The sequence below is a fragment of the Bacillus sp. AR2-1 genome (assembly GCF_008368755.1).
GTDB classification, from domain to species: Bacteria; Bacillota; Bacilli; order Bacillales; family Bacillaceae_G; genus Bacillus_A; species Bacillus_A wiedmannii.
Genome location: NZ_QORY01000003.1, coordinates 97,734 through 122,600, shown reverse-complemented (window position 1 = coordinate 122,600; position 24,867 = coordinate 97,734). Strand labels below are relative to the sequence as shown.

The following is a 24,867-nucleotide window of genomic DNA, read 5'->3' as shown; positions in this document are numbered from 1 at the left end:
TGTGATTGAAGAATAAACTAGGGGAAGAAAAAGGAGAGGGCATACTTGAATAAAAAAATATTACTAGTTGAAGATGATGAAGCTCTTGGCCTAGCCATCGAATTTTCATTAAGAAATGAAGGTTATGAGGTAATTAGAGCGTCCAGTGTACAAGAAGCAAAATACCAGTTTGTTCACAATACATTTGATTTGTTCATCCTTGATATTGGTTTACCAGATGGTAATGGTTATGACTTATGTATATATTTTAAAAGGCAAAATGAAAAATCGATTATTATTTTCTTAACGGCACTAGATGAGGAAGCAAATGTGGTAATGGGCCTGGATATAGGCGGAGATGATTATATAACCAAACCATTTCGGGTTAGGGAACTCATGGCTAGAGTGAAAGTACAATTGCGCAAACAAGCAACGCTTGAAACATCTCCTCAGATTTTAAAATCTGAGAATATAAGAATCGATACGAATCTAGTCAAGGTCTATAAAGATTGTGAAAGTATTACATTGACGAATTTAGAATATAAGCTTCTATTGAATTTCATGATGAATGCTCACAAAGCCATTAAAAGAGATGAGCTCTTACTAAAAATAACGGAAGGAGATAATGTCTTTTTTGATGAAAATACGTTATCTGTATACATTAAGCGTTTAAGGGATAAAGTTGAAGACAATCCTCAAAAACCGCAGTTTATCGTTACCGAAAGAGGATATGGTTATCGTTGGAGTAAGGACGTGATTGGGTGAGCAAAATAATGAAAAATACTGAAATAAAAAGCTATATGACGATACTAACCCTTCTTTTATCTTTATTTACGATTTACCAATTTATTACTCAGCAATTATTCTATGATCATTTAAAACGCGATTCTATTGCAACCTGGGGGGAAATCACCGCTAGATTGGTTGAGCAAAATCCTGAAAATGAATCCGAAATTATGAAAGCCTTAACAAATCATTCGTCTCATTCAAGTGAATATCAGCAAAAAGGGACAGAGATCCTAAAGCAGTATGGATTATATGAAGACTTGGAATCAAAATTTTTTCCTCACTTAAATAACTTAATTATTAATCACAATCAATTTATTATTTGGGGATTGATTGCTTTTGGATTTTTGCTTTTTTTTGCAAACTACATGCAACAAAAAATTATTTTTAATAAAATTAGCCAGCTTACTAGAGCTGCAAAAAAAATAATCGAGGGAGATTACTCAGTTGTCATTAATGAAAATAAAGAAGGGGATTTTGCGAAACTGGCAATTTCATTTCGCTCAATGAAGGATATCATTAGAAAAAATATGCAGGATTTGCTTGAAGAAAAGCAGTTTTTAGGAGAAATGTTGCAGGATATATCTCATCAGTTAAAAACACCGCTCTCAACTATTTCTATCTATAATGAAATGTTATTAAGTGAAAAACTATCCCGTGAGCAACAAGTTCAATTACTGCAAAATAATGATATTCAAATATCCAGAATGAATGTCTTGATTCAGAATTTGTTAAAAGTAGCAAAAATTGATGCAAAAGCTATTTCGTTTGATAAAGAGCCAGGGAATTTAGTAGATACGACTAAGGAAGTTCTAAATCGCTTGCAAAGCATGATAAGTGATAAGAATATATTGATTGATTGGAATGCACCGAGAGAAATAGTCGTTATTCACGACAAGTTATGGATGCAGGAAGCTTTGTTAAATCTGTTGAAGAATGCAATTGAACATTCTAAACCTGGTGGTAAAATAATGATTCAGGCCAAAAATTCTCCAATCTATACAGAACTAGTGATCCAAGACTTTGGAGAGGGAATCTCAGCTGAAGAATTACCTCATATTTTTGAACGATTCTATAAATCAAGTAGTTCTAAAAAGCACGGCTCGACCGGAATTGGATTGGCACTCGTCAAAGCTATTATTGAGGCACATCACGCCTTAATTACAGTTGAAAGTGAAAAAAATGCTTATACAAAATTTACAATTACTTTTATGAAATTTTAAAGTTGGGTATATATTTTAATCTTTTTCATATAAAGGGGTTTTTTTATGGTTAATAGATTGAAGTATTTTCTTTTATCTGAGAAAGAAATAGTTGATACTGTGAAAAATTACAAGGAGGAAAAAATACACGTTTCCATAATAAAAGATTTTTTAGGGGATTTAATCTTAATAAGAACTTTTATATTTTTAATGTTTGTTCCAATATCAACTTTTATTTTTTCAATTATAATTTATGGAGCTGTTTTCTTTTTATCCGGTATTAAGATTACTGTTTGGGGCATCACTATAATGTTATTGGTACCAATAACATTACTTTTCTATATGAATATAACTAATACATCAATTATTATTACTGATTTAGTGAGGAAATTTTTATTAACCATAAAATATCTAAATCCATTTTACTCAATATTAAATAAACCTTGGCAATTTATATTTGAATTATTATTTGGTTTTTTATATGTCTTTGTACTATCTTTATTTTCTATTTGGATAGTATTACATTCATTAGAAATAGATTTCTCTGAATTTAGTTCGGAGGACAATCGAAGTTTCCAATTTTCAATTGTTATTTTGCATACAGCAATTTATTTATTTATAAGAGTTCATGGCAAGTATTGTAAGACAACTAAGCAAAAAATTAAAAAGCTGAAAATGAAATTTTATTTATGGTTTTGTTCTATGATTGCAAGTATTGTATATATATTTGAATCACTCTTTAATTATATGAATGGAATCCAAGCAATTTATTTTATTTTTGTTTTAATGATTGCCTTAGAAAGAACAGTGACACATTACAAGAAATTTATAGATTTTTTAGAATCTGAAAATTTGTATGAAAAACATTTTTAGAGAAAAAAGTCTTTTGAAATACAAAAAGTAATACCTACTAAGTACTAGACGAGTACAAAAACGCTATTCTTTCTCTAGAATTATAGGAAAGGATAGCGTTTTTGTATGTCTATTTTTGTATCTGATGAACTACAACTATTTGCTCAAGAAATTCAAAGCGTTTTATCTCCAAATCTCTTACGGAATCTTGCCAGAGGGTCTGGTTTCGTGCAACGAACCTGTAAATCCCAAACAAAAGATTTACTCAATTCATGAGTACGGATGAAAGAGATTCTATAATAATTTCTTAATATTAGTTTATATAGAAATTCATTTAATATAATATGAAATAATACATTTTATAATAATTTATTAAGATAAAATGTTATATTTCTGGATGGAATATATAAATGGAGGTAATGTTATGAACAAGAATTTAAGATTTACTCAAATGATGATCGGTATTAGTACGATGGCATTATCATTTGGAAGTATTCAAACACAGGTTTCAGCAGAAGAAAAAGCACCCTATAATACGTTACAGATGAAACCGATTGGGACAGAAACTTTAAAAGATGAAATTGCACATGCTACAAAAGCAGATGGAACTTTGACTTTTGAAGAGCGTTTAAAAATAGGCGATTTTTCACAACGACCTACTCCGGTGATGAAACCTGAAGAAAGGCAATTAAAGCAAAGCTATACTCTGGCAGAACTGAATAAAATGTCTGATAGTGAATTCATTGATACGCTATCAAGAGTTTCATGGAATCAAATTACAGACTTATTTCAATTCAATCAAGATACGAAAGCTTTTTATCAAAATAGCAATCGCATGAACGTTATCATTGATGAATTGGGACAACGAGGGAAATCTTTTACGAAACAGGACTCAATGGGAATTGAAACTTTTGTTGAAATATTACGTTCTGCTTTTTATGTGGGATATTTTAATAATGAAGTAGGTTACTTAAATGAGAGAGGCTTCCATGACAAATGTTTACCATCATTAAAAGCAATTGCAAAAAACCCAAACTTTACATTAGGTACAGCTGAGCAAGATAGAGTAGTAGTTGCGTATGGGAAATTAATTAGTAATGCTTCTAGTGATGCTGAAACAGTACAGTATGCAGCAAATATTTTAAAACAGTTTAATGATAACCTTTCTATGTATGCTAATGATTATACGAAAGAACAAGCTGTATATGAAATCGTAAAAGGTATTGATTATGATATACAATCTTATTTGCAGGAAACGAATAAAAAGCCTAATGCAACAATGTGGTATGGAAAGATAGATAACTTTATAAATGAGGTTAGTAGAATTGCTCTCATACGGAATTTAACAACTGAGAATAGTTGGTTAATTAATAACGGTATTTATTATGCAGGACGTTTAGGGAAATTTCATAGCAATCCAAACAAAGGATTGGAAGTTATTACACAAGCGATGAATATGTATCCTCGTCTAAGTGGACCTTATTTTATAGCGGTAGAGCAAATCAAAACAAACTACGGTGGAAAAGATTATGATAGAAATACAGTAGATTTACAGAAAATACGTGAAGAAGGGAAGCTACAATACTTACCTAAAACATATACATTTGATGATGGATCTATTGTTTTTAAGACAGGCGATAAAGTAACAGAAGAAAAAATTAAAAGGTTATATTGGGCAGCCAAAGAAGTAAAGGCACAATATCACCGTGTAATTGGAAATGATAAAGCACTAGAACCAGGTAACGCAGATGATGTGCTGACAATTGTAATTTATAATAATCCAGATGATTATCAATTAAATAGACAATTATATGGATATGAAACGAACAACGGTGGTATTTATATTGAAGAGAAGGGTACTTTCTTTACATATGAGCGTACACCAAAACAGAGTATTTATAGTCTAGAAGAGTTATTCCGTCACGAATTCACTCATTATTTACAAGGAAGATACGAGGTTCCTGGTTTATTTGGGAGTGGAGAACTATATCAAAATGAACGCTTAACTTGGTTCCAAGAGGGGAATGCAGAATTCTTTGCAGGATCTACACGTACAAATAATGTTGTTCCGCGTAAAAGTATTATAAGTGGCTTATCATCTGATCCAGCAAGCCGTTATACTGCAAAGCAAACTTTGTTCGCAAAATATGGATCATGGGATTTTTATAATTATTCCTTTGCACTACAGTCTTATCTATATAATCATCACTTTGAAACCTTTGATAAGATCCAGGATTTAATCCGTGCAAACGATGTGAAAAATTATGACGTGTATCGTGAAGCATTAAGTAAAGATGCACAGCTGAATACAGAATATCAAACGTATATGCAGCAGTTGATTGATAATCAAGATAAATACAATGTACCACAAGTAACAAATGATTATTTAATACAACATGCACCTAAGCCGTTAGCTGAAGTGAAGAAAGAAATTGTAGATATAACTAATATAAAAGATGCAAAAATTACAAAACATGAGTCTCAATTCTTTAACACATTTACTGTGGAAGGTAAGTATATAGGTAGTACATCAAAAGGTGAGTCTGAAGATTGGAAAACGATGAGTAAACAAATCAATCAAACCTTGGAGCAGTTGTCTCAAAAAGGATGGAGCGGCTATAAAACAGTTACAGCCTATTTTGTTAACTATCGTGTGAATGCAGCCAATCAGTTTGAATATGATATTGTTTTCCATGGTGTTGCAACAGAGGAAAAAGAAAAAACAACGACTATAGTAAATATGAATGGACCATATAGCGGGATAGTAAACGAAGGAATTCAATTCCATAGTGATGGCACAAAAAGTGAAGATGGAAAAATTATTTCTTATCTATGGAACTTTGGAGATGGTACAACAAGTACTGAAGCCAGCCCTACCCATGTATATGGAGAAAAAGGAACATATACTGTGGAACTAACAGTGAAAGATAGTAGAGGAAAAGAAAGTAAAGAACAAACAAAAGTTACTGTAAAGCAAGATCCGCAAACAGGTGGATCCCTTGAAGAGGAAAAGGTACTCCCGTTTAATAAGCTTGTAAAAGGAAATCTGATTGCTCCTGATCAAACAGATGTTTATACGTTTGATGTTACAGTTCCAAAAGAAGTAGATATTTCTGTGGTAAATGAACAAAACATTGGGATGACATGGGTACTTTATCATGAATCAGACATGCAAAATTACGTAGCTTGTGGTGAAGATGAAGGAAATGCTATAAAGGGAAAATTCGTAGCGAAACCAGGGAAATATTATTTGAATGTGTATAAATTTGATGATAACAATGGTGAATATTCATTATTAATAAAATAAATTTATTTTCAATAAGTATATAATGGTTGTTTTTTGGGAGGAGTCTGTCACGATAGGCTGCTCCTATTTTTTATCTAAAAGCATAAAAATTAAGTGAGTATTTTTAATTATTCAATCATGAAATAACGCTAGCTTTCATAAATACTTGAAAAAGCTAGCGTTTTAAATATGAATATACATAATTTGATTAATTAAAGCTAGATACGAAAAATCTCTTATACTATTCTTCAAGTTCTATCCATTCTTGTGACCATTTTTCTATTCCGCGAATAATGGATTCTAAAGCAAATCCTTTTTGAGTTAAAGAATATTCTATACGAACTGGTGTCTCAGGAAAGACCTTACGCTCTACAATTCCTTCTTGTTCTAATTCCTTTAGTCTTTCTGAAAGTAATCTTCCGCTGACAGGAAGAGAGGATTCAAGCGTACAAAAACGCTGAGATCCAGAGAAAAGTTGGTAAATAATTAGTGCTGTCCATCTTTGACTAAAAAATCTCATTCCTTTTTCAAAGCGAGGGCATAATGTAGAATCATTCATTTTACTTCACCTCCTAAAAGAAATTATATAACATCTTACAATTAGTAACAAATTTTTTTATAATTAATTACTTGACGTAAACTGATTGTAAATGTATACTCACTTACATAAAGTAACTAAGTTATTTTATATAACTAACAATTTTTTTCTCTAATTTGCTAAAGATATGATGATATATATTGAATCTAAGTTAAGAGAACAAGAATATCATTTGTAAAAATACTTACGTTGTGTAAGTTAAATAATAAAAAATATAAAATGGAAGAGAACTTTTTAGAGATTCTCTAAACTAGGAGGTACCTAATGGTTACAACAGATACAATTCATATGTTAGAAGATAAAATTCAATTAATACATCAAGATGGAAAAGAGATTTATCTTGTTGGCCCTATCAAATTACCAATTAATTTATATGGGGAAACGAGAATTTTCCAATGGTATTCTTGGTTACAAACTAATGAAGTTACGAATGGTATAGAAGGTATTATTGAAAAACTATCATTTCTTAATTTAGCAGATATGCAACAATCTAGTGTACTTGTGTACGGTGATTTTGAGAATGCTGAAGATGCACTGATTCGTATGCATAGTATTTGTCATACGGGTGATATTTTTGGTAGTAAACGTTGTGATTGTGGGTTCCAATTAAAGCAATCCTTACAAATGATTACAGAACATGGCGCAGGCGCTCTATTCTACCTAGCAAATCATGAGGGAAGAGGAATTGGTTTGTTTAGTAAAGCGATGACGTATATCCTGCAAGAAAACGGCTTAGATACAGTAGAAGCTAATTTAAATTTAGGTTTTGATGATGACGTTCGTAATTACGATGATACAATTGAGGTATTAAAAGCATTACGCTTAAAACCTGTAAAGTTGATTACAAATAATCCAAGAAAACTAGAAGCGTTGCAAAAAGCAGGATTAAATGTTACGAGTCGTGAGCCATTATGGGGGGACGTCTCAGAATTTAATGAGAAATACTTACAAACGAAAATCCATCGCTCTGGGCATTTGGAGGGAGGTCATTCACATGGGTGAGCATGAGAAATATATGAGGTTAGCCCTTGAAAATGCTAAGGCTATGAAGGGACAAACTACTCCAAATCCACTGGTTGGATCCGTAATTGTAAATAACAATCGAATTGTAGGAATCGGAGTACATATGAAGGCAGGGGAACCACATGCCGAAATACACGCGATACGTATGGCGGCAGAACAGGCCCGTGGTGGCACGATTTATGTTACCCTAGAGCCTTGTTCTCATCATGGAAGAACAGGTCCTTGTGCAGAAGCAATTGTACAAGCAGGAATTAAAAGAGTAGTAGTTGCTACACTTGATCCTAATCCTCTTGTTTCTGGACGTGGAATTAGAATTCTACAAGATGCTGGTATTGAAGTAATTGTAGGAATCTATGAAGAAGAAGCGAGAAAGATGAATGAAGTCTTTAACAAATATATTATGACAAAACGCCCATTTGTAACAGTTAAATCTGGTGTTACATTAGATGGGAAAATTGCTACGTCTGAATCGGATAGTAAGTGGATTACATCTGAAGAAGCAAGACAGGATGTACATCAGATAAGAAATGAAAATGCAGCTATTTTAGTAGGGGCTAATACAGTACAAAAAGATAACCCTTCATTAACAACGCGTATTCCAAATGGACGAAATCCAATTCGGGTGATAGTAGATTCTACCTTACGGATCTCAATGAAATCAAAAGTTGTTACAGATGGAGAAGCTGCTACCTGGATCTTTACAACAAATAATCATGATGCAGTGAAAAAGCAAGTATTAGAACATGCAGGTGTCAAAGTGTTTGTTACTAGTGGAGAAAAATATATAAATTTACATGAAATGCTTGATATTTTAGGACAAAAAGGGGTTTCTTCTCTTCTTATTGAAGGTGGAGGAGAGGTGAATGCATCGTTTATTGAAAATAAATTAATGGATAAACTTGTATTGTATATCGCACCTAAGATTATTGGGGGAAGAATGGCACCTAGCTTTGTAGAGGGTACTGGCATTACTAAAATGCAAGATGCAATTGAATTTAAGGATATATCATTTACCCAAGTTGGAAAAGATTATAAATTTATTGGTTATCCTGAATGTGGTGAATATGAGGAAGAAGGAAAATAAAAAACTACTTATTTTTTACATTAAATGAAGTACAGAAAGGGGCGATGAAGAGTGAAGTTTGGATTTGATATCGATGATACTTTAATTAATTTAAGACAGCATGCTTTTCATTTATATAACAAAAAATTGAACAAAGAAGTAGGATTGGATGTATTTCATTCTTTAAAAACAATTGAAATTCATGAAGCATTTGGCATGACTTCGGAAGAAGGTGGTCAGATGTGGAACAGTTTGCTTGATGAAATTTATTATACTTCTTGTTTACCATTTCCGTATGCAGTAGAGACATTGCAAGAATTAGAAAGACAGGGACATGAAGTATATTATATAACTGCGCGACCTAAAGAACATGGAGAGCAAACAAAAAGATGGTTACTGGAAAAGAATTTTCCAGTACATGAGGATCGCTTTTTCTATGGGATGAAAGATGAAGAGAAAATTCACTTTATACAGGAAATACAGCTAGATTATTTCTTTGATGATAAGCCAGCTGTATTAGAAACTTTAATAGGGCAACCAATTAAAGTGTATGCAAAAAATACTTCTTACAATGATTACCTTAATATTCCCCGCATTACAAGTTGGAATGAATTAATAGATATCGTAAAAAAAGATACATATGTAGGTAACTAAAAAGAATTCAAATGGAGTCAAAATTATCTGGGGCTATATATTTTTAAAAGGAAAGACATATGTGGTATGTCTTTCCTTCTTTTTGTATATTATCATTATTTTACATTTAGAAAATAGGAAATATTTTTACAAAAACGATTAATATCTGATCAGTTGTTAAATCTTAATTTAAAATATATAATTGAATTTCATAAAAGTTTGTGATATAAAGCACATATTAATTTTTTTAATACATTATTTATAATTTGAGGTGTATAGAATGGGGAAATCCCGCGAGCAGACGATTGAAAACATCTTAGAAGCGGCTAAGAAAAAATTTGGAGAGCGTGGTTATGATGGTACAAGTATCCAAGAAATCGCAATAGAAGCAAGGGTAAATGTTGCTATGGTTTCATATTATTTTAAAGGGAAAGAGAATCTTTACTTAGAAGTGTTTAAAAAATATGGTTTTACAAAAAAACTACCCAATTTTCTTGAGGAAACGCAGCATAATTCTAGAAATGCCCTTAGACAATATTTAACTTTCCTTATTACACATATAAAACAACATCCTGAAATTGGAGCGCTTGTATATGAAGAAATTATCAAGGAAAGTTCACGATTAGAAAAAATTAAACCATACATCATTGGGAATTTCGAACAATTAAAACAAATTTTATTGAAAGGGAAAGAACAAGGCGTTTTTCATTTCTTTTCAACGAATCATGCAATTTATTGGATTACATCTATTGTCTTATTTCCGAAATTTAAAAAATTTATTGATTCCATTGATCAAAAAGATGCTGACGATATGAAAACAGAGTGGATAACAGATGATCTTGTAAACAGAATTATTTCTTCATTGATACATAATCCAACATTGTGAACTACTCGCCACTTAGCAAAGCTTGAAGTGGGAGCTTCTAAGTTCCACGACAAAAGTAATCTTTCGACTCCCTGAGCGTTACTTCAGGGTGTTTCACCCCAAGATGTCCGATGCATGAACGCTCTTTTGGTAAGGTTGATATGTTATGCAGAGACCGAATGGCTTGTTTTTCGCACTCTATTTTCTTCCTGCAACTTCTTATATCAAACTATCAAAGAACTTCATATAGCTCGTTTATCAAGAGTTTCTGGCTATGACAAACCGAAATTCATTTCCCACTTATAATTGACGCTTCACATCTTCACAATTTTGAGGAAGGTGTATATTATCGAAAAAAATAAAATTTTATTAATTTTTCAAGTAATAATTACTTTAATCCAATGATATCAATATTCAAAATATGTTACGATTTAAACAGGGAGGCGAAAATATGAAAATGATACAAGAGGATATGTATAAAGAACTAATAGATACAAAAAGAACGGTTACTATATTTTTGAAAAGTGGTGTTCCGATACGAGGACAAATACTTTCAATGGATACATACTCTGTCCTTGTAATGGCTCATAATAAACACCAATTAATTTATAAACAAGCTATTTCTACTATTACTAAGTAATTTTTAAAAGTTAATAAAATTATAGTTTCAAGAAAATAGATCTTATAAAATGCAAAAATGATATTGGCTTAATATATTCTATTAAAAAAGAAAAAGCATAATTCTTCTTTCTCGCAATATAAAGAAGGGTTATACTTTTGCTTTTGATATAGATGTTCAAATAACCCAAGATGATAAAATTTTACTAAACGCACAAATTGGGACAAGAAAGCGTAGCTTTTGATTAAAATTTAGGGTTTTAAAGATTTCAAGGTTAATTTCATATAAGTATCCATTCGCTGCACTAGTGAATACCCACCACCTAAAAGACACCAGTCTAATATAATTCCTCTTGCAATTATAAAAAGATACGTTGTTATTTCTTCTACACTCATATCATTTGTTAATTCTTTTTTCGTTTGTCCTTTATAAACAAGATTATTTAGAGTTCTATAAATTAAAGAAGGTTCATATACAAATATTCTTTTGTTGAAATCGTTAAGGAGATTTATATGTAACTCTAATTTAGTTGTATATTCTGCTATGCATTGGAAGAAATTCAAAATAGTTTTTTGCACTGTCGTATGTTGAGCTATATTTTCTAATTCAACATGTAGGTTTTCTTCAATTTGTTGAAATAATTTTTGATAAATATCTTCTTTGGAAGAAAAATAATGATAAAAAGTGCCTACGGAGATACTTGCCTTTTTACAAATATCCTCAATAGTAATATTTTCAATTTCTTTTTCTTTCGTTAAATTTAAAAACACAAGAAATATATTATTCTCTGTTTGTATAGCTTGTTGTTTTCTTTTCGTTAAATTTTTTTTATGCAACCCTTATTCCCCCTTACTTATATAGTAACTGATATCTTGAAAGTGAAAAAGTATTTTGAAAATTTGTGTTATTATTGTATAATTCTCAATACACCGAATATGATTCAATGAATATGATTCGGTGTATTGAGAATTATTTTTTAGAGGGGAGATTGTTATATATGAAAACACCTTATCAATCAATTTTTATGATTCCTACAAATAAGTTGGTAGGAAAAAAGGCTTTAGGAGATCCATATGAACCATTTGCATGGTATAAGGAGATGCGAGAAAAAGAACCGATTTATTTTAATCCGCAAGCTGACATGTGGAATGTTTTTTTGTACGATGATGTAAAAAGGGTTTTAGAGGATAAAGAGTTTTTTTCAAATGTTATGCCAGAGAAGAAAAATTCTCCATTTCCACAAAGTATTCTTGGGATGGATCCACCAAAACATACGCAAATTAGGTCTATTGTACATCGGTCCTTCACTCCTAAAGCATTAAAGGTATGGGAGCCGAGAATTCAGCAAATCACAAATGATATTCTTATTCAATTATCTAATCGTGAAAATTTTGATATTGTTCAAGAGTTATTTTATCCTTTACCGGTTATAGTAATTGCTGAAATGTTAGGTGTTTCTGTTAATGATATGGAAAGATTCAAGAAGTGGTCTGATATTATAGTAAGTTCACCCAGTCATGATGATCCGGATTATTTGAAAGAATTTTTTCATATACGTTTACAAGCAGAAAATGAATTAGAGGAATTTTTTGAAGAAATCATAGAACTCAATCGAGGGAAATCCAAAAAAGATTCAAATGACATTATTTCTTTATTAGTTCAAAGTGAAGTAGAAAAAAACATTTCGGGTAAGGAAGTAGTATCATTTTGTAAATTACTATTGGTAGCAGGAAATGAAACTACGACTAACTTACTTGGAAACGCATTATATTGTTTGATAGAACATCCAGGTGTTTATAAGCAAATACAACAGGATTTATCTCTTGTTCCAAAAGCAATTGAAGAAGTACTGCGGTATCGTTCGCCAGCTCAAAGAATAGTACGAAAAGTAAAAAAAGAGGTTCAATTAGGAAGCCAAACTCTACAAGTAGATCAAATCATCTCAGCTTGGCTCGGATCAGCTAATCGTGACTCTCTTCATTTTAAAGATCCTGATAACTTTAACATACATCGTAGTCGAAATCCCCATCTTGCATTTGGCCATGGAATACACTTTTGCTTAGGTGCTCCCCTAGCTAGATTAGAAGCTAAAATTGTATTGACGGAATTAATGAAAAAATATAAATCATTTTCGTTTATTGACCATAATCTTCCCGTTCCTATCTCAAGTGTTAGTTCTGTATATGGTTTGAAATCTCTCCCTGTTAAAAGTGAAATTATTCATATAAAGTAAATAGTTTGGCTCTGGTACAGGCTGTATTAGAGCCAACTCTATTTATAAACTAGAACTATCAAAAAATTATTGCAAAGATAGTTATGATTATAGTGAAGTTCTTGATTTTGATTTTTATAAAGAGAAGCCAGAAAAAACAAGGGTTGTCATTACTTTCTGAATATTTATATCGATATATGTCTCCCGATACACTTAAACAATTAGCTATATAAATCTTACTTTTTAATTTTCGATTTTATCGTTGATTGTTATGTGTTAATAAAAAGTTAAATATTTCTGCACAACTTCTGCACATATCTAGGTAGTTTCTATGTCATGATATATCAGTCAAGTGAAATATTTCACATATGGGGTAGGATACATATTCACTATAGTTCCTGCGTAACTTACGCATACCCGAAACGATTTACTCTCTTGTTATACTTTTACATCAAAGCCCACATCACACTACAAAGCATAACAAGAAGGGGACAGGAATAACCAAATGATTAAACACCTAAAAAACTTAAAAATGAACAAAAACAGTCTAGGGGCTGTTGCATTAGCAGCTGGAATTATTGGCACGACACTTATTCCTCAAAACGTATACGCGCACGGTTTTGTTGAAAAACCTGGTAGCCGTTCCGCTTTATGTAGCCAAACTTACGGCGCGCTAAATGTAAACTGCGGAAGTATTATGTATGAACCACAAAGTTTAGAAGCTCCAAAAGGATTTCCGCAAGCCGGCCCAGTTGATGGACAAATTGCTTCTGCAGGAGGCAAATTTGGTGGTATTTTAGATCAACAAACGGTAGATCGTTGGTTTAAAAATACAATTACTGGCGGGGAAAATACGTTTACTTGGAAGTTTACAGCGCCACACTTAACAAGCAAGTGGCATTATTACATTACAAAAAAAGGTTGGAATCCAAATAAAGCGTTAACAAGAGCAGACTTTGAGCCAATTGGTACTGTACAACATGATGGTTCTGCAGCCTCAAATAATGTAGCGCACAAAATCAATGTACCTACTGATCGTAATGGATACCATGTGATTTTAGCTGTATGGGATGTAGCGGATACTGTGAATGCGTTCTATAATGTTATTGATGTGAATCTGATTAATGATGTGAAACCAGACACAGAGGCTCCAAGTATTCCGAATGGCCTTCAAGCTCAAAAAGTAACAGCAAATAGTATTGAACTAACATGGAACGCTTCTACGGATAATGTGGGGGTAAAAGGATATCAAGTATTCCGTAATGGAGAGCTGATTGATACCGTACCAGGCACTCATTTTATTAATAAACAATTAGAACCAAGTATGGAATACACTTATACTGTAAAAGCAATTGACACAGCTGGAAATGTATCAAAAGAAAGTGAAGCGCTTACAGTGAAAACGACTGTTGAGGCTCCTGATACAGAAGCACCAACACAACCAAAAGGATTACATAGTATGGGAACAACAGCGTCAAGTGTAGATTTAATGTGGAGTCCATCTGACGATAATATTGGTGTAGACCATTACGATATTTATAGAGAAACAGAAGGATCAATGAAAAAGATTGCAACATCCACTACGACTTCTTATATGGATAAAAACTTAGTTGCTAATACTACTTATAAATATGTAGTGAAGGCGGTTGATGTAGCTGGAAATGAATCTGTACAGAGTGATACATTCACAATTACTACAAAAACTGAAAACGCTCCATATGAAGCATGGGATGCAAAGAAAGCATATAAAAAGGGAGATAGAGTTCTACACGAGGGAAAAGTGTATGAAGCAGTCCAGAATTATCAAGGAAATGGGGATCCAAGCTGGATTTATGCTTTATCATTATGGAAAACAGTGTAAGCTTTACCTGAATATAAACTAAGAGATAATTGGCTTTGATGTAATAAGAAAACTTTGAGAAATCACTTTGCTCTTTATAAAAAAGACGACGTATTCAGCGTCGTCTTTTTTTATCCTTTTAGCCAAGAAGACTCCTTCCTCAAGGAGCGCGAAGTGAGTAGGTGGGAGATGAATTGGCTTCGAACAAGGGATGGCAGGAAGCCATCTTAATTGTTCGACATACAGAAAGTGTTACTTCACTATCAATCGAATGTATGTTTGGTGTATAATAGTCATATACCGAAATGGAGATGAATCAAATGATAATTAATAAAGCCTTTAAGTTTCGTATCTATCCAAATCAAGCACAAGCAATTCTAATTAATAAAACGATAGGTTGTTCTCGCTTTGTATTCAATCATTTCCTATCCCTATGGAATCACGCATATAAAGAAACTGGAAAAGGTTTAACATATGGTACATGCTCTGCCAAACTTCCTGCCATGAAGAAAGAGTTTGTTTGGCTAAAGGAAGTGGATAGTATCGCGATTCAGTCGTCTGTTCGCAACCTTGCGGATGCGTATACACGATTTTTCAAAAAACAAAATAGTGCCCCGCGTTTCAAATCCAAGAAGAATAACGTACAATCTTATATTACAAAACAAACAAATGAAAACATTGCCGTTGTAGGAAACAAAATAAAATTGCCAAAACTAGGTCTTGTTCAATTTGCCAAAAGTCGTGAAATAACGGGACGTATTGTAAATGCTACAGTTAGACGAAACCCTTCTGGTAGATATTTTGTGTCACTATTAGTTGAAACAGAAGTACAAGAACTTCCGAAAACACATTCTTACATTGGAATAGATGTAGGACTAAAAGATTTCGCCATTTTGTCAGATGGAAAACCCTATGAAAATCCGAAGTTTTTCCGATCATTAGAAGATAAGTTGGCGAAAGCACAGCGTGTTCTTTCTAGAAGAATGAAAGGATCTTCTCGTTGGAATAAACAACGAGTAAAAGTAGCTAGAATTCATGAATACATTTCAAATGCTAGAAAAGATTACTTAGACAAAATCTCAACTGAAATCATCAAAAACCACGATGTTATCGGTATAGAGGATTTGCAAGTATCAAATATGTTAAAAAATCGTAAGTTAGCAAAAGCAATTAGTGAAGTATCTTGGTCACAGTTTCGAACCATGTTGGAATATAAAGCAAAATGGTATGGCAAACAAGTCATTGTCGTATCGAAAACATTTGCTTCCAGCCAATTATGTTCTTGTTGTGGATATCAAAACAAAGACGTTAAAAATCTAAACCTACGTGAATGGGACTGTCCTTCTTGTCGTACACACCATGATAGGGATATTAACGCAAGTATCAATTTAAAGAATGAAGCGATAAGGCTTCTAACCGCAGGGACTGCGGGGTTAGCCTAATCAATTAGAGTTCGATAGAACTCTTTACTTAGGAATCCCTCACTTCTAAACGAAGTGAAAGTGGGGGGAGTTCAATGACCTGAAATTTGTTTTTAGCGTTTTGGAGATAACAGTTGTTGTAAGTCATTACAAATTGAAAAAACGAAGTTTGGTTGTTACAAACTTCGTTTTCGTTATTTCTTTCTATTGTTTTAAAAATTCTCCCATTATTTCCATTACGTCCTCTGAATCGTTTATTTTATCTTTCGAAAAACGCCATTGTTCTTTTCCGTAGCGCTCCATCTCAACCTTTATTACTTTTTCTTTATCTGAAACTTTTGCTTCTGGCAAAATAGATATAAAGTAACTAAACGATTGGCTAGATAATTTAGACTGTTCGATTCCTGGAGTTACTTTTAGCAATCTTTCATTTTCCTTATTTAATTTTGGCTGCAATTCACTTAATAATAATGGTTTCACTTTTAATTCCACTTCAACTTTATCTTCCTCAGGAGAAGAACCTACTGATTTTACTTTAAATGTAACTTTTTCCTGAAGTACAGATTTCAACTTTTTATAATAACTTTCAAATTCCTGATCACTAATTCCATTATGCGTACTGGACATTGCGTCTTTTTTAAATTCTTGTTGTATATTTTGAGTAAATTGTTTTCCGTCTTCACCGGATAATTTATTAATTTTGTCTATATCTTTATCATAATAAACAGCATTTATATAGGCTTTTAGAACTTCAGCTGGTTTGTTTAAGTCTTTTGTATTCTTTTCTATTTCTTGCGTATCAATTTTGAAAGAAACTTTTTCTGTTTCCTCGTCTCTTTTTTTTGTTTCTTCATTGGAATAAACGAGCTCATATGATGAGGCTTTATTCACTTCATAGTAGAGAATCCCCGATGTTTTTTTACCAGGTTCTAATTCTATTAAACGTAATTTATCTGAATCAGCCTTATCATATTTCTTCATTTTTTCATCACCTTGATATAGTGTAAAGAGATAAGGTGATATCTCTAACATTTTATCCCCTTTATTTTTCAAACTCACTTTGAATTTCAATACTTTATCTTTATTTATTCCTCCCATTGAGCCATTTAATGGTAATACGTATTCAGCATTTTCAACTTCAATTTCCACATTCTTTGAAGACGAAGATGCCTTTCCATTTTTTACAGTTGTGGAACTTTGTGAAGAACTACAACCAGTCACAATAGTTAATGTGAATATAAACAAAAAACAAAACATAAAAATCTTTCTAAGTTTCACTTAAAAACCCTCCATCCCCTTATTTAAAAATATTTACTATTTTACCATGAAATTCTATGTATATGTCTATTGAGCGACAAGATAGCCAAACTTAGAGATAGAAGAACTAGAAATCCTCCAAGCCATGCTGGTCAAATAGTGAACTTGTTACCTTCGACTGCAGAAATGAGTGGAATTCCTATTTGTAGAGAAAAATTATTAAAAATTCACTTTATATCTGATGTGTTCGGATCAGTTTAAATTAAATAATTTTGCTGAAGTAGTGCAAGTCACCAACTCAATGCATCCCAAATTATTATAACGGGAATACAAAGATAAAAAGGACAATCCTATATATAGAAGAAGTTAGTTGATAATTCTGATATGAAAATAAATGAAGAGGTATTAAAAGACATGTATAAAAAGAAAGAAGTAATTGAAAAAAGCTCACCAAAATAAGAAAGTTTTAAGCAGTATCAATCTATGATTCATTATAAAAAATACCAAACAAGATGATATTGTTTTCCAATGAGATAAAATGTATAATGAGAGTGTAGAGATAAACCCTTTATTAAAGGTTTTAACTCACTAACTATGTGCATAATAATAAAAGACGAGATGCTGGTAACATCCCGTCTAATTTGTAACTGCTGCCGTTAGGTGGTAGATTGCAAAGTTTAATTATTTTTTCTTTGAACCACCTTTCTTACGTTTGGCAGACGTCTGGGTGGTTCTTTTACTTTTATTATTACGTTTTGCTACTAACTTGTTAGCACAAGCAGTTGCAAAAGTTGTTATGAACACTGTTACGAATAGTTTCGTAGCGTCCTGTAATAATTGTTGTAAAAATTCCATATCGGTTACACCTCCTTCCCCTCTAAATTAAGAGAAAGAAAGGCTGCAACCTCCCACCACACGCCTTCAGTTACTTGCTATATTATACCATAATTAGAATACGTTATAGTTTATATTTTATTTTAAAACTTATTATTGAAGAAAGTATTGGAGATAACTATCTTTATCGCTTTTTTATGAAATTTGACCTTTCTATTACCTAACTCCTATAAATACCAGTAAATAATTTATGAATTTACATAAAACTCATAATACATATTAAAATTATATAATCAATTTAAGATATAAAAAATATATTTATAGATATATTCATATATTACAAATAAAAATACTATTAGAAAGTGAGGCTATATCAAGAATAGAATTCTAGATACTAATATTGATACTCAAATTCCCGAAGATGATATCGAACTATTAAAAGCAATGGCACACCCATTACGCTTACAGATTATTAATAAATTAACTAATAAGAAAACGTTAAATGTAACTCAACTAACAGAGATTTTGAATATTCCACAATCTACAACATCTCAACATCTATCTAAACTAAAAAGGAACGTTCTACGTGCTGAAAGAAAAGGGCTAGAGGTATACTACTCTATAAACAATTCAAAAGCAGATAAAATTGTAGAAATACTCAATGTTTCGAATATGAATTAAAACATAAATATAACCAAATAAGAAGCCGTTATAAAAATTTCATCCACGATATTTTTATAACGGCTTCTTATTTGGTTATTTGGTCAACAATAGTCAAAATGTTTTTTTGTTAGAGATAACTAACTCCTGAATATGAATTAAAACATAAATATAACCAAATAAGAAGCCGTTATAAAAATTTCATCCACGATAAACGGCTTCTTATTTGGTTATTTGGTCAACAATAGTCAAAATGTTTTTTTGTTAGAGATAACTAACTCCTGATATATAAATATTAATGATATGTATTTTTCCATATATGTTGTAAGAATATTTGTTCGTTGTTAAAATTACATTAGGGATACGGCCATATCGCTATCAAGCTAAACAAATAGGTCACCCCAAAAAAATGAAAAAACAGGTTAAATACCCATAGATAACTATCTTATATTAATTACATAACGTAGTGTGTAATATTATAATATAAAGATGTTATATTTAAAGGGGGATTCAAATTGGTTAAAAACTTACCTTTACTAATAGTAATTTTAATACCTGGTGTAAGTTTTTCTACATTAAGTACGAATGGATACTTTTCTCCAGTTATAGAATGGTCTTTAATGATTATAAGTATTATTTTAAACATTACTGCAGTGATAGGTTTATCACTACACGTTCTTGTATACCAACCTATGAAAAGATTTGAAGCAAATTTAAAAGAGACCTTCAAATAAAATTATTATATTTGAGGTACCATCACATCGCTATTGAGGTAAAAAAGTGTATCCATAAAAAGAAAAAATACGCTATTCTTTCTGTAGAATCATAGGAAAGGATGGCGTATTTTTTAATTATATAGATACTTTGTGGTAACCTCAAGTAGGAGGATTTTTTTTGAAATACACATTAAGAAAACAATTAAGGGTATTTTTTATAGGATTATTAGTACTAGTAATAATCGCTTCTATTTTCGTTTATTATAAGTTTTTAACACCTTCAGCAGATATTCAACAATACAAGGCGTATTATGCTCCAAAAACAACACAAAAAGTATTGAATCAAGGTGAGGTAAAGGTCACATTTTTAGGAACGTCATCTTTACTATTTGATGATGGAAATACACAATTAATGATTGATGGTTTTATTTCTAGGCCATCCTTACCCAAAATATTGTTCAGCAATATAAAAACAGATGAAGATACTGTGGATAAAATTTTTAATCAAATAGGGGCTGATAATAATAAACTTAAGGGATTATTTATTGCACATACACATTATGATCATGCGTTTGATTTAGTTTATATAGCTAAACGAACTGGAACACATATATATGGTTCAGAATCAGCAATTAACATAGGTATTGGTGGTGATATAAATAAGAACCAGATGTCTGTATATGAAGTAAATAAGGCTATGAAGTTTGGTGATTTTACTGTTACTGTCCTTCCATCGAAACATTCACCAACCTTTGATGAAGGAGAAAAAATAAAAAATCCACTTAAACAACCAGCTAAAGCCCTAGATTATCATGAAGACTCTTCATATGATTACTTGATTACGTATAATAATAAAACTTTCCTTGTTAAACCAAGTGCTAACTATATAGAAGGTGTATTAGATGATATTCGAGCTGATGTCTTGTTTTTAGGAATAGGGGTATTAGGAAAGCAGGAAAGTACTTTCCAAAATACGTATTACGAGCAAACTGTACAAAAAGTACAACCGAAGCTTGTTATCCCAATACATTGGGACGATTTCACCAAACCATTGACCGATACTCTTGAAGCAATGCCTAAATATGCGGACAATATCAAAAATGGATTAGATTTTATAATTCAAAGGACACAAGCAGATAAAATTGATCTTCAAATACTACAGGGTTTTAGAAGTATTTACTTCTAAAAAAGGGATATACCACACCTCTATCAAGCTAATGAAAAAGACACCCAAAAAACAGTAAAATTGATCTTTTTAGATAAAAATCTTATTTGAGGTCGTTATAAAATTCTTAAGTTGAGGGATATGTAATATATCCTTAATTTGTTGTCAACAAATCAAAAATGTATTATTAGTTAGGTAATGGAAATATTACTATCTATGAAGTAATTTATGCCCTTTGGTGTTATTCCACTTTCGATAAAATTCAAATACAATAAAAATAAACATTGCAAATAAAAGTGTAAATAAGGCGGATATAACATTCGTATCTGGTATATATACATCCCAGAATGAATTAATAAAGGCATGGAAAATAATACATAGAAAAATACTATTGGTGAATGAATAAATGACTGTCAGCAGAAAAGATAATGCTAAAGCACTTAGAGTGAACCAGAGGAAATTCATGCTCATTTGATTTGAACCAACCACAAACCACAATGGCAGATGCCATACTGCCCAAATACTACCTACAATGAGCGTACTTGTGAATGACGACCATTTTTTTTGCAACGTTGGCTGTAAATAACCACGCCAACCGATTTCTTCCAAACCACCCCCTATAATCATAATTGGGAATTCAATCAATGCCAGATAGAGAGGGTTCTCCATAGATGCTCCACCCCAAAGAGTAGGCAAAAAACAAGCTGCAAATGCAAGTCCGATGGTAAATAAGTACCATGCTAATGGGTGCCTAGGATTTTTTATATTATTAATAAGTGATTTAAACTCTTCTTTTGAGGTATATTTCCTTTTCAGCCAAATTTCACAAATAGCAGGGGTAACACCACCAAGAATAAACAATATTATTGAAAATACAGTTCCAAACCTGAGCAGATTAAACTGTGTTAATATTGCTAGGCCGCCCCATAGTATCCAAGACGAAACAAAGGTATAGAATAGAAACCTTCTTATCTCTTTCCCCATTTGTGAAACCTCCTTATTTAGATCCTAACAATAATAATACAGATTTACATAGAGTATCCATCAGACGGATTTCGTCAAATTGCATTTGTTCATTGTGGAACATACCGTAGCATTTTTGTAACATGACATCTCTTACAATTCCATCAATGGATGTGATGATAAAAGTAAATAAATCTTCTGAAGATAATGTAGGCTGAAAGCTCTCTGAAGAAATTCCAGTAAGAATTGTATTAAATAATTGCTCAACCAAGTATTGTCCGCTTTCATTTTCAGTGATATTGGATAAAATTTTCTTTTGCCTGTTTGGATTGTTCGCAAATAAGACTGTAAGCTCAAATTGAATTTTGCCAATCGTTGATAAGTTTTCTGTAATGTACTCCCCAAGAAAAGTAAAAACCTTTTCTATGGTTTCTTTAGGAGTATTGCTATTTTTCATGATTGTATCTACAGCCTGCTTATAGTCGGCATTAGCATTCGCTTGATTAATAAGTGCAACAAGTATCTCATCTAAATCTGAATAATAACGATAAATCCCACCTTGACTTAATCCCGAGGCTTTAATAATATCTCTCATCCTAATTTCATAGAGTGGCTTAACTTTACATACTGATAATGCTGCTTCTAAAATAGCATTTTTCTTACTTGTTACATATTCTTGGCTTACCTTTGGCATAGTTACCTCCTAACAAAAAAATAAAATGACACTATTGTCATTTTATTGTATGTCAATATCCATTTGTTGTCAAAATAAAACGACACTATTGTCATTTTAATACAATAATAAAATCCACCATGTAATATATCCCACTAAAAAGGGGTATACCAGTACCAATTAAGAGATATACAAACCAGTGTATTATCTTTTTTTCAGTTAGATCAACGATAAACGAGGGCTAGCACCACCTCCCCCAGCCAGCACTCACATTCAAAAACAAGGGGGATTTTTATATAACTTATAAAAAATACTTGCAATTTTTAAATTCTCTACACGAAACCTTTAGAAAAAAGAAGCAACCTCTACTATTATTAACGTTATATGACCTTAGCTTGATAGCGATGTGGCGGTACCCCATCGCTATCAAGCTAAAATTTTATAGTACCCCCCAGAACGAAATTTTGTGTTAACTTATAACAAAAAATATATATTTTAGAACGTACTACAACTTCTGTTTGGCTACCAAAGTATCTAAAAAGACAAGGTCAACGCCAACTCAGAAACTAGATTTAACCGATAAACGATATTAATAAACTGGGCAATCATCCTTATGATTTTTTTAGAGGTTCCTGTGGAATTTTATGTTAAACTCACTATAAAGATTATGAAAATTCAATCTTCAATAAACATGCAGGATTATTGAACAAGTTTTATGAACTTTAGTGAAATGCTTTATAACAACTAATTAAGGAGAGATAGAATATGAGAAATAACTTTCAAATCGTTGCGTTACAAGAGAAGGAATTTAATAACCTATTTCTAATGAGTGAAGAAGTATTAAAAAGTATCGGGGCAGTCAAAATAATAGCAAATAAAAATCCTGGATATCCTTGCAGGATAAGTTTGAAGGATGCAGAGGTAGGAGAAGAGGTAATCTTACTGAATTACCAATATCATAGTGTTAATTCGCCTTATAAAGCAAGTGGTCCTATATTTATACGAAAGGGAGCAACTACCGCTAAGCTAGATGTAAATGAAATTCCGCTTATGTTACATCATAGGTATCTATCTATACGTGGCTACAATGCTGACTCAATGATTGTAGAAGCAAGGGTTACAGAAGGTGTAAATTTAAGAGAAAATATAGATGAAATTTTTGATAATAAAGAAGTAGAATATATTCACGTTCTTAACGCTAAACCAGGATGCTATAACTGCCTTGTTAATAGAGTGTGAAAAAATTGAAAATGCAAACTTCTATTAGCCTATAAGGGATACCACCAATCGCTATTAGGCTAATTCAACAAAATCCTCCCTAAAATTAAAAAATACGCTATTCTTTTTGTAGAATCATAGGAAAGGATGGCATTTTTGTATGTCTATTTCTGTATCTGATGAATTACAACTATTTGCTCAAGAGATTCAAAGTTTTTTATCTCCAAATACCTTACGGGATCTTGCTCGAGATGTTGGTTTCGTACAACGAACCAGTAAGTACCAAGCAAAAGATTTAGTGGCTTTATGTATATGGATGAGTCAAAATATCGCTACAACCTCTTTAACTCAGTTATCTAGCTGTTTAGAGGCATCTACAGAAGTACTCACTAGTCCGGAAGGACTGAATCAAAGGTTTAATAAATCAGCCGTTCAATTTTTACAACACGTATTGACTAACCTTCTAAATAAAAAACTAACTTCATCTATGCGAATTTCTTCTCCATACACCTCTGTTTTCAAGCGTATTCGTATTTTAGATTCAACTGCATTTCAGCTTCCAGATATATTTTCATCCATTTACCCTGGGGCGGGAGGATGTAGCCATACTGCTGGGATGAAAATTCAACTTGAATATGATCTATTAAGCGGACAATTCCTACATATCCATACAGGTCCAGGTAAACAACATGATTGAACCTATGGCTCTCTGTGTGTCCCAACTGTAACAGCGAATGATTTGTGTATCCGAGATTTAGGGTATTTTCACTTAAAAGATCTTCAACATATACAAGATAAAAAGACTTATTATATCTTTCGTATTAAATCCAACACACGTATTTATCAAAAAAATCCCAACCCTGATTATTTTAAAAATAGAAAAAAGAAGAAACGTAAAAATTATATACAAATAAATATGGACACATTAATAACCGCCTTTCAACCAAAACAATACTTGAAGTTAGATTGCCAAAAGAAGAGAATTTAAATTTTTAATAAATA

22 protein-coding genes and 1 pseudogene are annotated in these 24,867 nt (G+C 31.9%); 17 read left to right on the top strand and 6 right to left on the bottom strand.

Going from position 1 to position 24,867, the window contains the following annotated elements; translation table 11 throughout:
• Positions 1-45: 45 nt before the first annotated feature.
• The 4 genes from DT250_RS03635 (at position 46) to colA (ending at position 6,126) form a co-directional block, all read left to right on the top strand.
• The gene (locus DT250_RS03635) at positions 46-744 is read left to right on the top strand and encodes a response regulator transcription factor (RefSeq protein WP_149212549.1); all 699 of its coding nucleotides are present in this window, start codon (positions 46-48) and stop codon (positions 742-744) included.
• A gap of 8 nt (positions 745-752) precedes the next feature.
• The gene (locus DT250_RS03630) at positions 753-1,988 is read left to right on the top strand and encodes a HAMP domain-containing sensor histidine kinase (protein WP_149212548.1); all 1,236 of its coding nucleotides are present in this window, start codon (positions 753-755) and stop codon (positions 1,986-1,988) included.
• A gap of 45 nt (positions 1,989-2,033) precedes the next feature.
• On the top strand, positions 2,034-2,840 hold the full coding sequence (locus DT250_RS03625; RefSeq protein ID WP_149212547.1) for a hypothetical protein: 807 nt from the start codon (positions 2,034-2,036) through the stop codon (positions 2,838-2,840).
• Between the two features lie 403 nt (positions 2,841-3,243).
• On the top strand, positions 3,244-6,126 hold the full coding sequence (colA, locus tag DT250_RS03620; RefSeq protein WP_149212546.1) for a collagenase ColA: 2,883 nt from the start codon (positions 3,244-3,246) through the stop codon (positions 6,124-6,126).
• A 220-nt stretch (positions 6,127-6,346) separates the two neighbouring features.
• Here the strand turns inward: colA and DT250_RS03615 are convergent, their stop codons facing one another.
• A complete protein-coding gene (locus DT250_RS03615; RefSeq protein WP_098802611.1) occupies positions 6,347-6,664 on the bottom strand; it encodes a winged helix-turn-helix transcriptional regulator in 318 nt (105 codons plus the stop codon).
• A gap of 303 nt (positions 6,665-6,967) precedes the next feature.
• Here DT250_RS03615 and DT250_RS03610 point away from each other — a divergent pair, with 303 nt between their 5' ends.
• The 5 genes from DT250_RS03610 (at position 6,968) to hfq (ending at position 10,927) form a co-directional block, all read left to right on the top strand.
• Complete coding sequence (locus DT250_RS03610; RefSeq protein WP_149212545.1) at positions 6,968-7,705, top strand: GTP cyclohydrolase II; 738 nt, start codon at positions 6,968-6,970, stop codon at positions 7,703-7,705.
• Positions 7,698-8,810, top strand: coding sequence for a bifunctional diaminohydroxyphosphoribosylaminopyrimidine deaminase/5-amino-6-(5-phosphoribosylamino)uracil reductase RibD (gene ribD, locus DT250_RS03605; RefSeq protein WP_149212544.1), 1,113 nt, complete (start codon positions 7,698-7,700; stop codon positions 8,808-8,810). The genes DT250_RS03610 and ribD overlap by 8 nt, the downstream gene beginning before the upstream one ends.
• Before the next feature lie 51 nt (positions 8,811-8,861).
• Entirely contained in the window at positions 8,862-9,443 is a 582-nt protein-coding gene (locus DT250_RS03600) for a 5' nucleotidase, NT5C type (protein WP_149212543.1), read from the top strand.
• A 259-nt stretch (positions 9,444-9,702) separates the two neighbouring features.
• Positions 9,703-10,308: a TetR/AcrR family transcriptional regulator gene (locus tag DT250_RS03595; protein WP_149212542.1), complete on the top strand. Its 606-nt coding sequence runs from the start codon at positions 9,703-9,705 to the stop codon at positions 10,306-10,308.
• A 430-nt stretch (positions 10,309-10,738) separates the two neighbouring features.
• The gene (hfq, locus tag DT250_RS03590) at positions 10,739-10,927 is read left to right on the top strand and encodes an RNA chaperone Hfq (protein ID WP_088609988.1); all 189 of its coding nucleotides are present in this window, start codon (positions 10,739-10,741) and stop codon (positions 10,925-10,927) included.
• A gap of 230 nt (positions 10,928-11,157) precedes the next feature.
• Here the strand turns inward: hfq and DT250_RS03585 are convergent, their stop codons facing one another.
• A complete protein-coding gene (locus DT250_RS03585; protein ID WP_149212541.1) occupies positions 11,158-11,742 on the bottom strand; it encodes a TetR/AcrR family transcriptional regulator in 585 nt (194 codons plus the stop codon).
• Between the two features lie 161 nt (positions 11,743-11,903).
• Between DT250_RS03585 and DT250_RS03580 the strand changes: the two genes are divergently transcribed.
• The 3 genes from DT250_RS03580 to tnpB all read left to right on the top strand — a co-directional run bounded on the left by DT250_RS03580 (position 11,904) and on the right by tnpB (position 16,400).
• On the top strand, positions 11,904-13,139 hold the full coding sequence (locus DT250_RS03580) for a cytochrome P450 (RefSeq protein WP_149212540.1): 1,236 nt from the start codon (positions 11,904-11,906) through the stop codon (positions 13,137-13,139).
• Positions 13,140-13,623: 484 nt separating this feature from the next.
• Positions 13,624-14,979, top strand: a complete 1,356-nt coding sequence (locus tag DT250_RS03575) for a lytic polysaccharide monooxygenase (protein WP_149212539.1) — start codon at positions 13,624-13,626, stop codon at positions 14,977-14,979.
• Between the two features lie 299 nt (positions 14,980-15,278).
• On the top strand, positions 15,279-16,400 hold the full coding sequence (gene tnpB / locus DT250_RS03570; RefSeq protein ID WP_149212538.1) for an IS200/IS605 family element RNA-guided endonuclease TnpB: 1,122 nt from the start codon (positions 15,279-15,281) through the stop codon (positions 16,398-16,400).
• 183 nt (positions 16,401-16,583) lie between these two features.
• Here tnpB and DT250_RS03565 read toward each other — a convergent pair whose 3' ends face one another.
• The gene (locus DT250_RS03565; protein WP_149212537.1) at positions 16,584-17,657 is read right to left on the bottom strand and encodes a DUF5105 domain-containing protein; all 1,074 of its coding nucleotides are present in this window, start codon (positions 17,655-17,657) and stop codon (positions 16,584-16,586) included.
• A gap of 660 nt (positions 17,658-18,317) precedes the next feature.
• Positions 18,318-18,491 carry a hypothetical protein gene (locus tag DT250_RS31575; RefSeq protein WP_000395068.1) on the bottom strand — a complete coding sequence of 58 codons (174 nt, stop codon included), beginning with the start codon at positions 18,489-18,491 and terminating at the stop codon, positions 18,318-18,320.
• Positions 18,492-18,854: 363 nt separating this feature from the next.
• On the opposite strand from DT250_RS31575, the gene DT250_RS03560 reads away from it, so the two are divergent.
• The 3 genes from DT250_RS03560 (at position 18,855) to DT250_RS03550 (ending at position 21,032) form a co-directional block, all read left to right on the top strand.
• Entirely contained in the window at positions 18,855-19,151 is a 297-nt protein-coding gene (locus DT250_RS03560; protein ID WP_255449984.1) for an ArsR/SmtB family transcription factor, read from the top strand.
• A gap of 494 nt (positions 19,152-19,645) precedes the next feature.
• Positions 19,646-19,864 carry a hypothetical protein gene (locus tag DT250_RS03555; protein WP_149212535.1) on the top strand — a complete coding sequence of 73 codons (219 nt, stop codon included), beginning with the start codon at positions 19,646-19,648 and terminating at the stop codon, positions 19,862-19,864.
• A 160-nt stretch (positions 19,865-20,024) separates the two neighbouring features.
• Positions 20,025-21,032, top strand: a complete 1,008-nt coding sequence (locus DT250_RS03550; protein WP_149212534.1) for an MBL fold metallo-hydrolase — start codon at positions 20,025-20,027, stop codon at positions 21,030-21,032.
• Positions 21,033-21,221: 189 nt separating this feature from the next.
• Here DT250_RS03550 and DT250_RS03545 read toward each other — a convergent pair whose 3' ends face one another.
• Both DT250_RS03545 and DT250_RS03540 read right to left on the bottom strand, forming a co-directional pair.
• On the bottom strand, positions 21,222-21,995 hold the full coding sequence (locus DT250_RS03545) for a CPBP family intramembrane glutamic endopeptidase (protein WP_149212533.1): 774 nt from the start codon (positions 21,993-21,995) through the stop codon (positions 21,222-21,224).
• 13 nt (positions 21,996-22,008) lie between these two features.
• Entirely contained in the window at positions 22,009-22,668 is a 660-nt protein-coding gene (locus tag DT250_RS03540; protein WP_149212532.1) for a TetR/AcrR family transcriptional regulator, read from the bottom strand.
• A gap of 744 nt (positions 22,669-23,412) precedes the next feature.
• Between DT250_RS03540 and DT250_RS03535 the strand changes: the two genes are divergently transcribed.
• Positions 23,413-23,886 carry a DUF1203 domain-containing protein gene (locus DT250_RS03535; RefSeq protein WP_149212531.1) on the top strand — a complete coding sequence of 158 codons (474 nt, stop codon included), beginning with the start codon at positions 23,413-23,415 and terminating at the stop codon, positions 23,884-23,886.
• Positions 23,887-24,025: 139 nt separating this feature from the next.
• Positions 24,026-24,817, top strand: a pseudogene (locus tag DT250_RS03530) (IS4 family transposase); the annotation flags it as partial.
• Between the last annotated feature and the right edge of the window lie 50 nt (positions 24,818-24,867).

Excerpts from the sequence above, each read along its gene's own strand:
- DT250_RS03610 (WP_149212545.1), top strand. The coding sequence starts at position 6,968 with ATGGTTACAACAGATACAATTCATATGTTAGAAGATAAAATTCAATTA.
- DT250_RS03615 (WP_098802611.1), bottom strand. The coding sequence starts at position 6,664 with ATGAATGATTCTACATTATGCCCTCGCTTTGAAAAAGGAATGAGATTT.
- ribD (WP_149212544.1), top strand. The coding sequence starts at position 7,698 with ATGGGTGAGCATGAGAAATATATGAGGTTAGCCCTTGAAAATGCTAAG.
- DT250_RS03625 (WP_149212547.1), top strand. The coding sequence starts at position 2,034 with ATGGTTAATAGATTGAAGTATTTTCTTTTATCTGAGAAAGAAATAGTT.
- DT250_RS03545 (WP_149212533.1), bottom strand. The coding sequence starts at position 21,995 with ATGGGGAAAGAGATAAGAAGGTTTCTATTCTATACCTTTGTTTCGTCT.
- DT250_RS03595 (WP_149212542.1), top strand. The coding sequence starts at position 9,703 with ATGGGGAAATCCCGCGAGCAGACGATTGAAAACATCTTAGAAGCGGCT.
- DT250_RS31575 (WP_000395068.1), bottom strand. The coding sequence starts at position 18,491 with ATGGAATTTTTACAACAATTATTACAGGACGCTACGAAACTATTCGTA.
- DT250_RS03535 (WP_149212531.1), top strand. The coding sequence starts at position 23,413 with ATGAGAAATAACTTTCAAATCGTTGCGTTACAAGAGAAGGAATTTAAT.
- tnpB (WP_149212538.1), top strand. The coding sequence starts at position 15,279 with ATGATAATTAATAAAGCCTTTAAGTTTCGTATCTATCCAAATCAAGCA.
- hfq (WP_088609988.1), top strand. The coding sequence starts at position 10,739 with ATGAAAATGATACAAGAGGATATGTATAAAGAACTAATAGATACAAAA.
- colA (WP_149212546.1), top strand. The coding sequence starts at position 3,244 with ATGAACAAGAATTTAAGATTTACTCAAATGATGATCGGTATTAGTACG.
- DT250_RS03630 (WP_149212548.1), top strand. The coding sequence starts at position 753 with ATGAAAAATACTGAAATAAAAAGCTATATGACGATACTAACCCTTCTT.
- DT250_RS03540 (WP_149212532.1), bottom strand. The coding sequence starts at position 22,668 with ATGCCAAAGGTAAGCCAAGAATATGTAACAAGTAAGAAAAATGCTATT.
- DT250_RS03580 (WP_149212540.1), top strand. The coding sequence starts at position 11,904 with ATGAAAACACCTTATCAATCAATTTTTATGATTCCTACAAATAAGTTG.
- DT250_RS03575 (WP_149212539.1), top strand. The coding sequence starts at position 13,624 with ATGATTAAACACCTAAAAAACTTAAAAATGAACAAAAACAGTCTAGGG.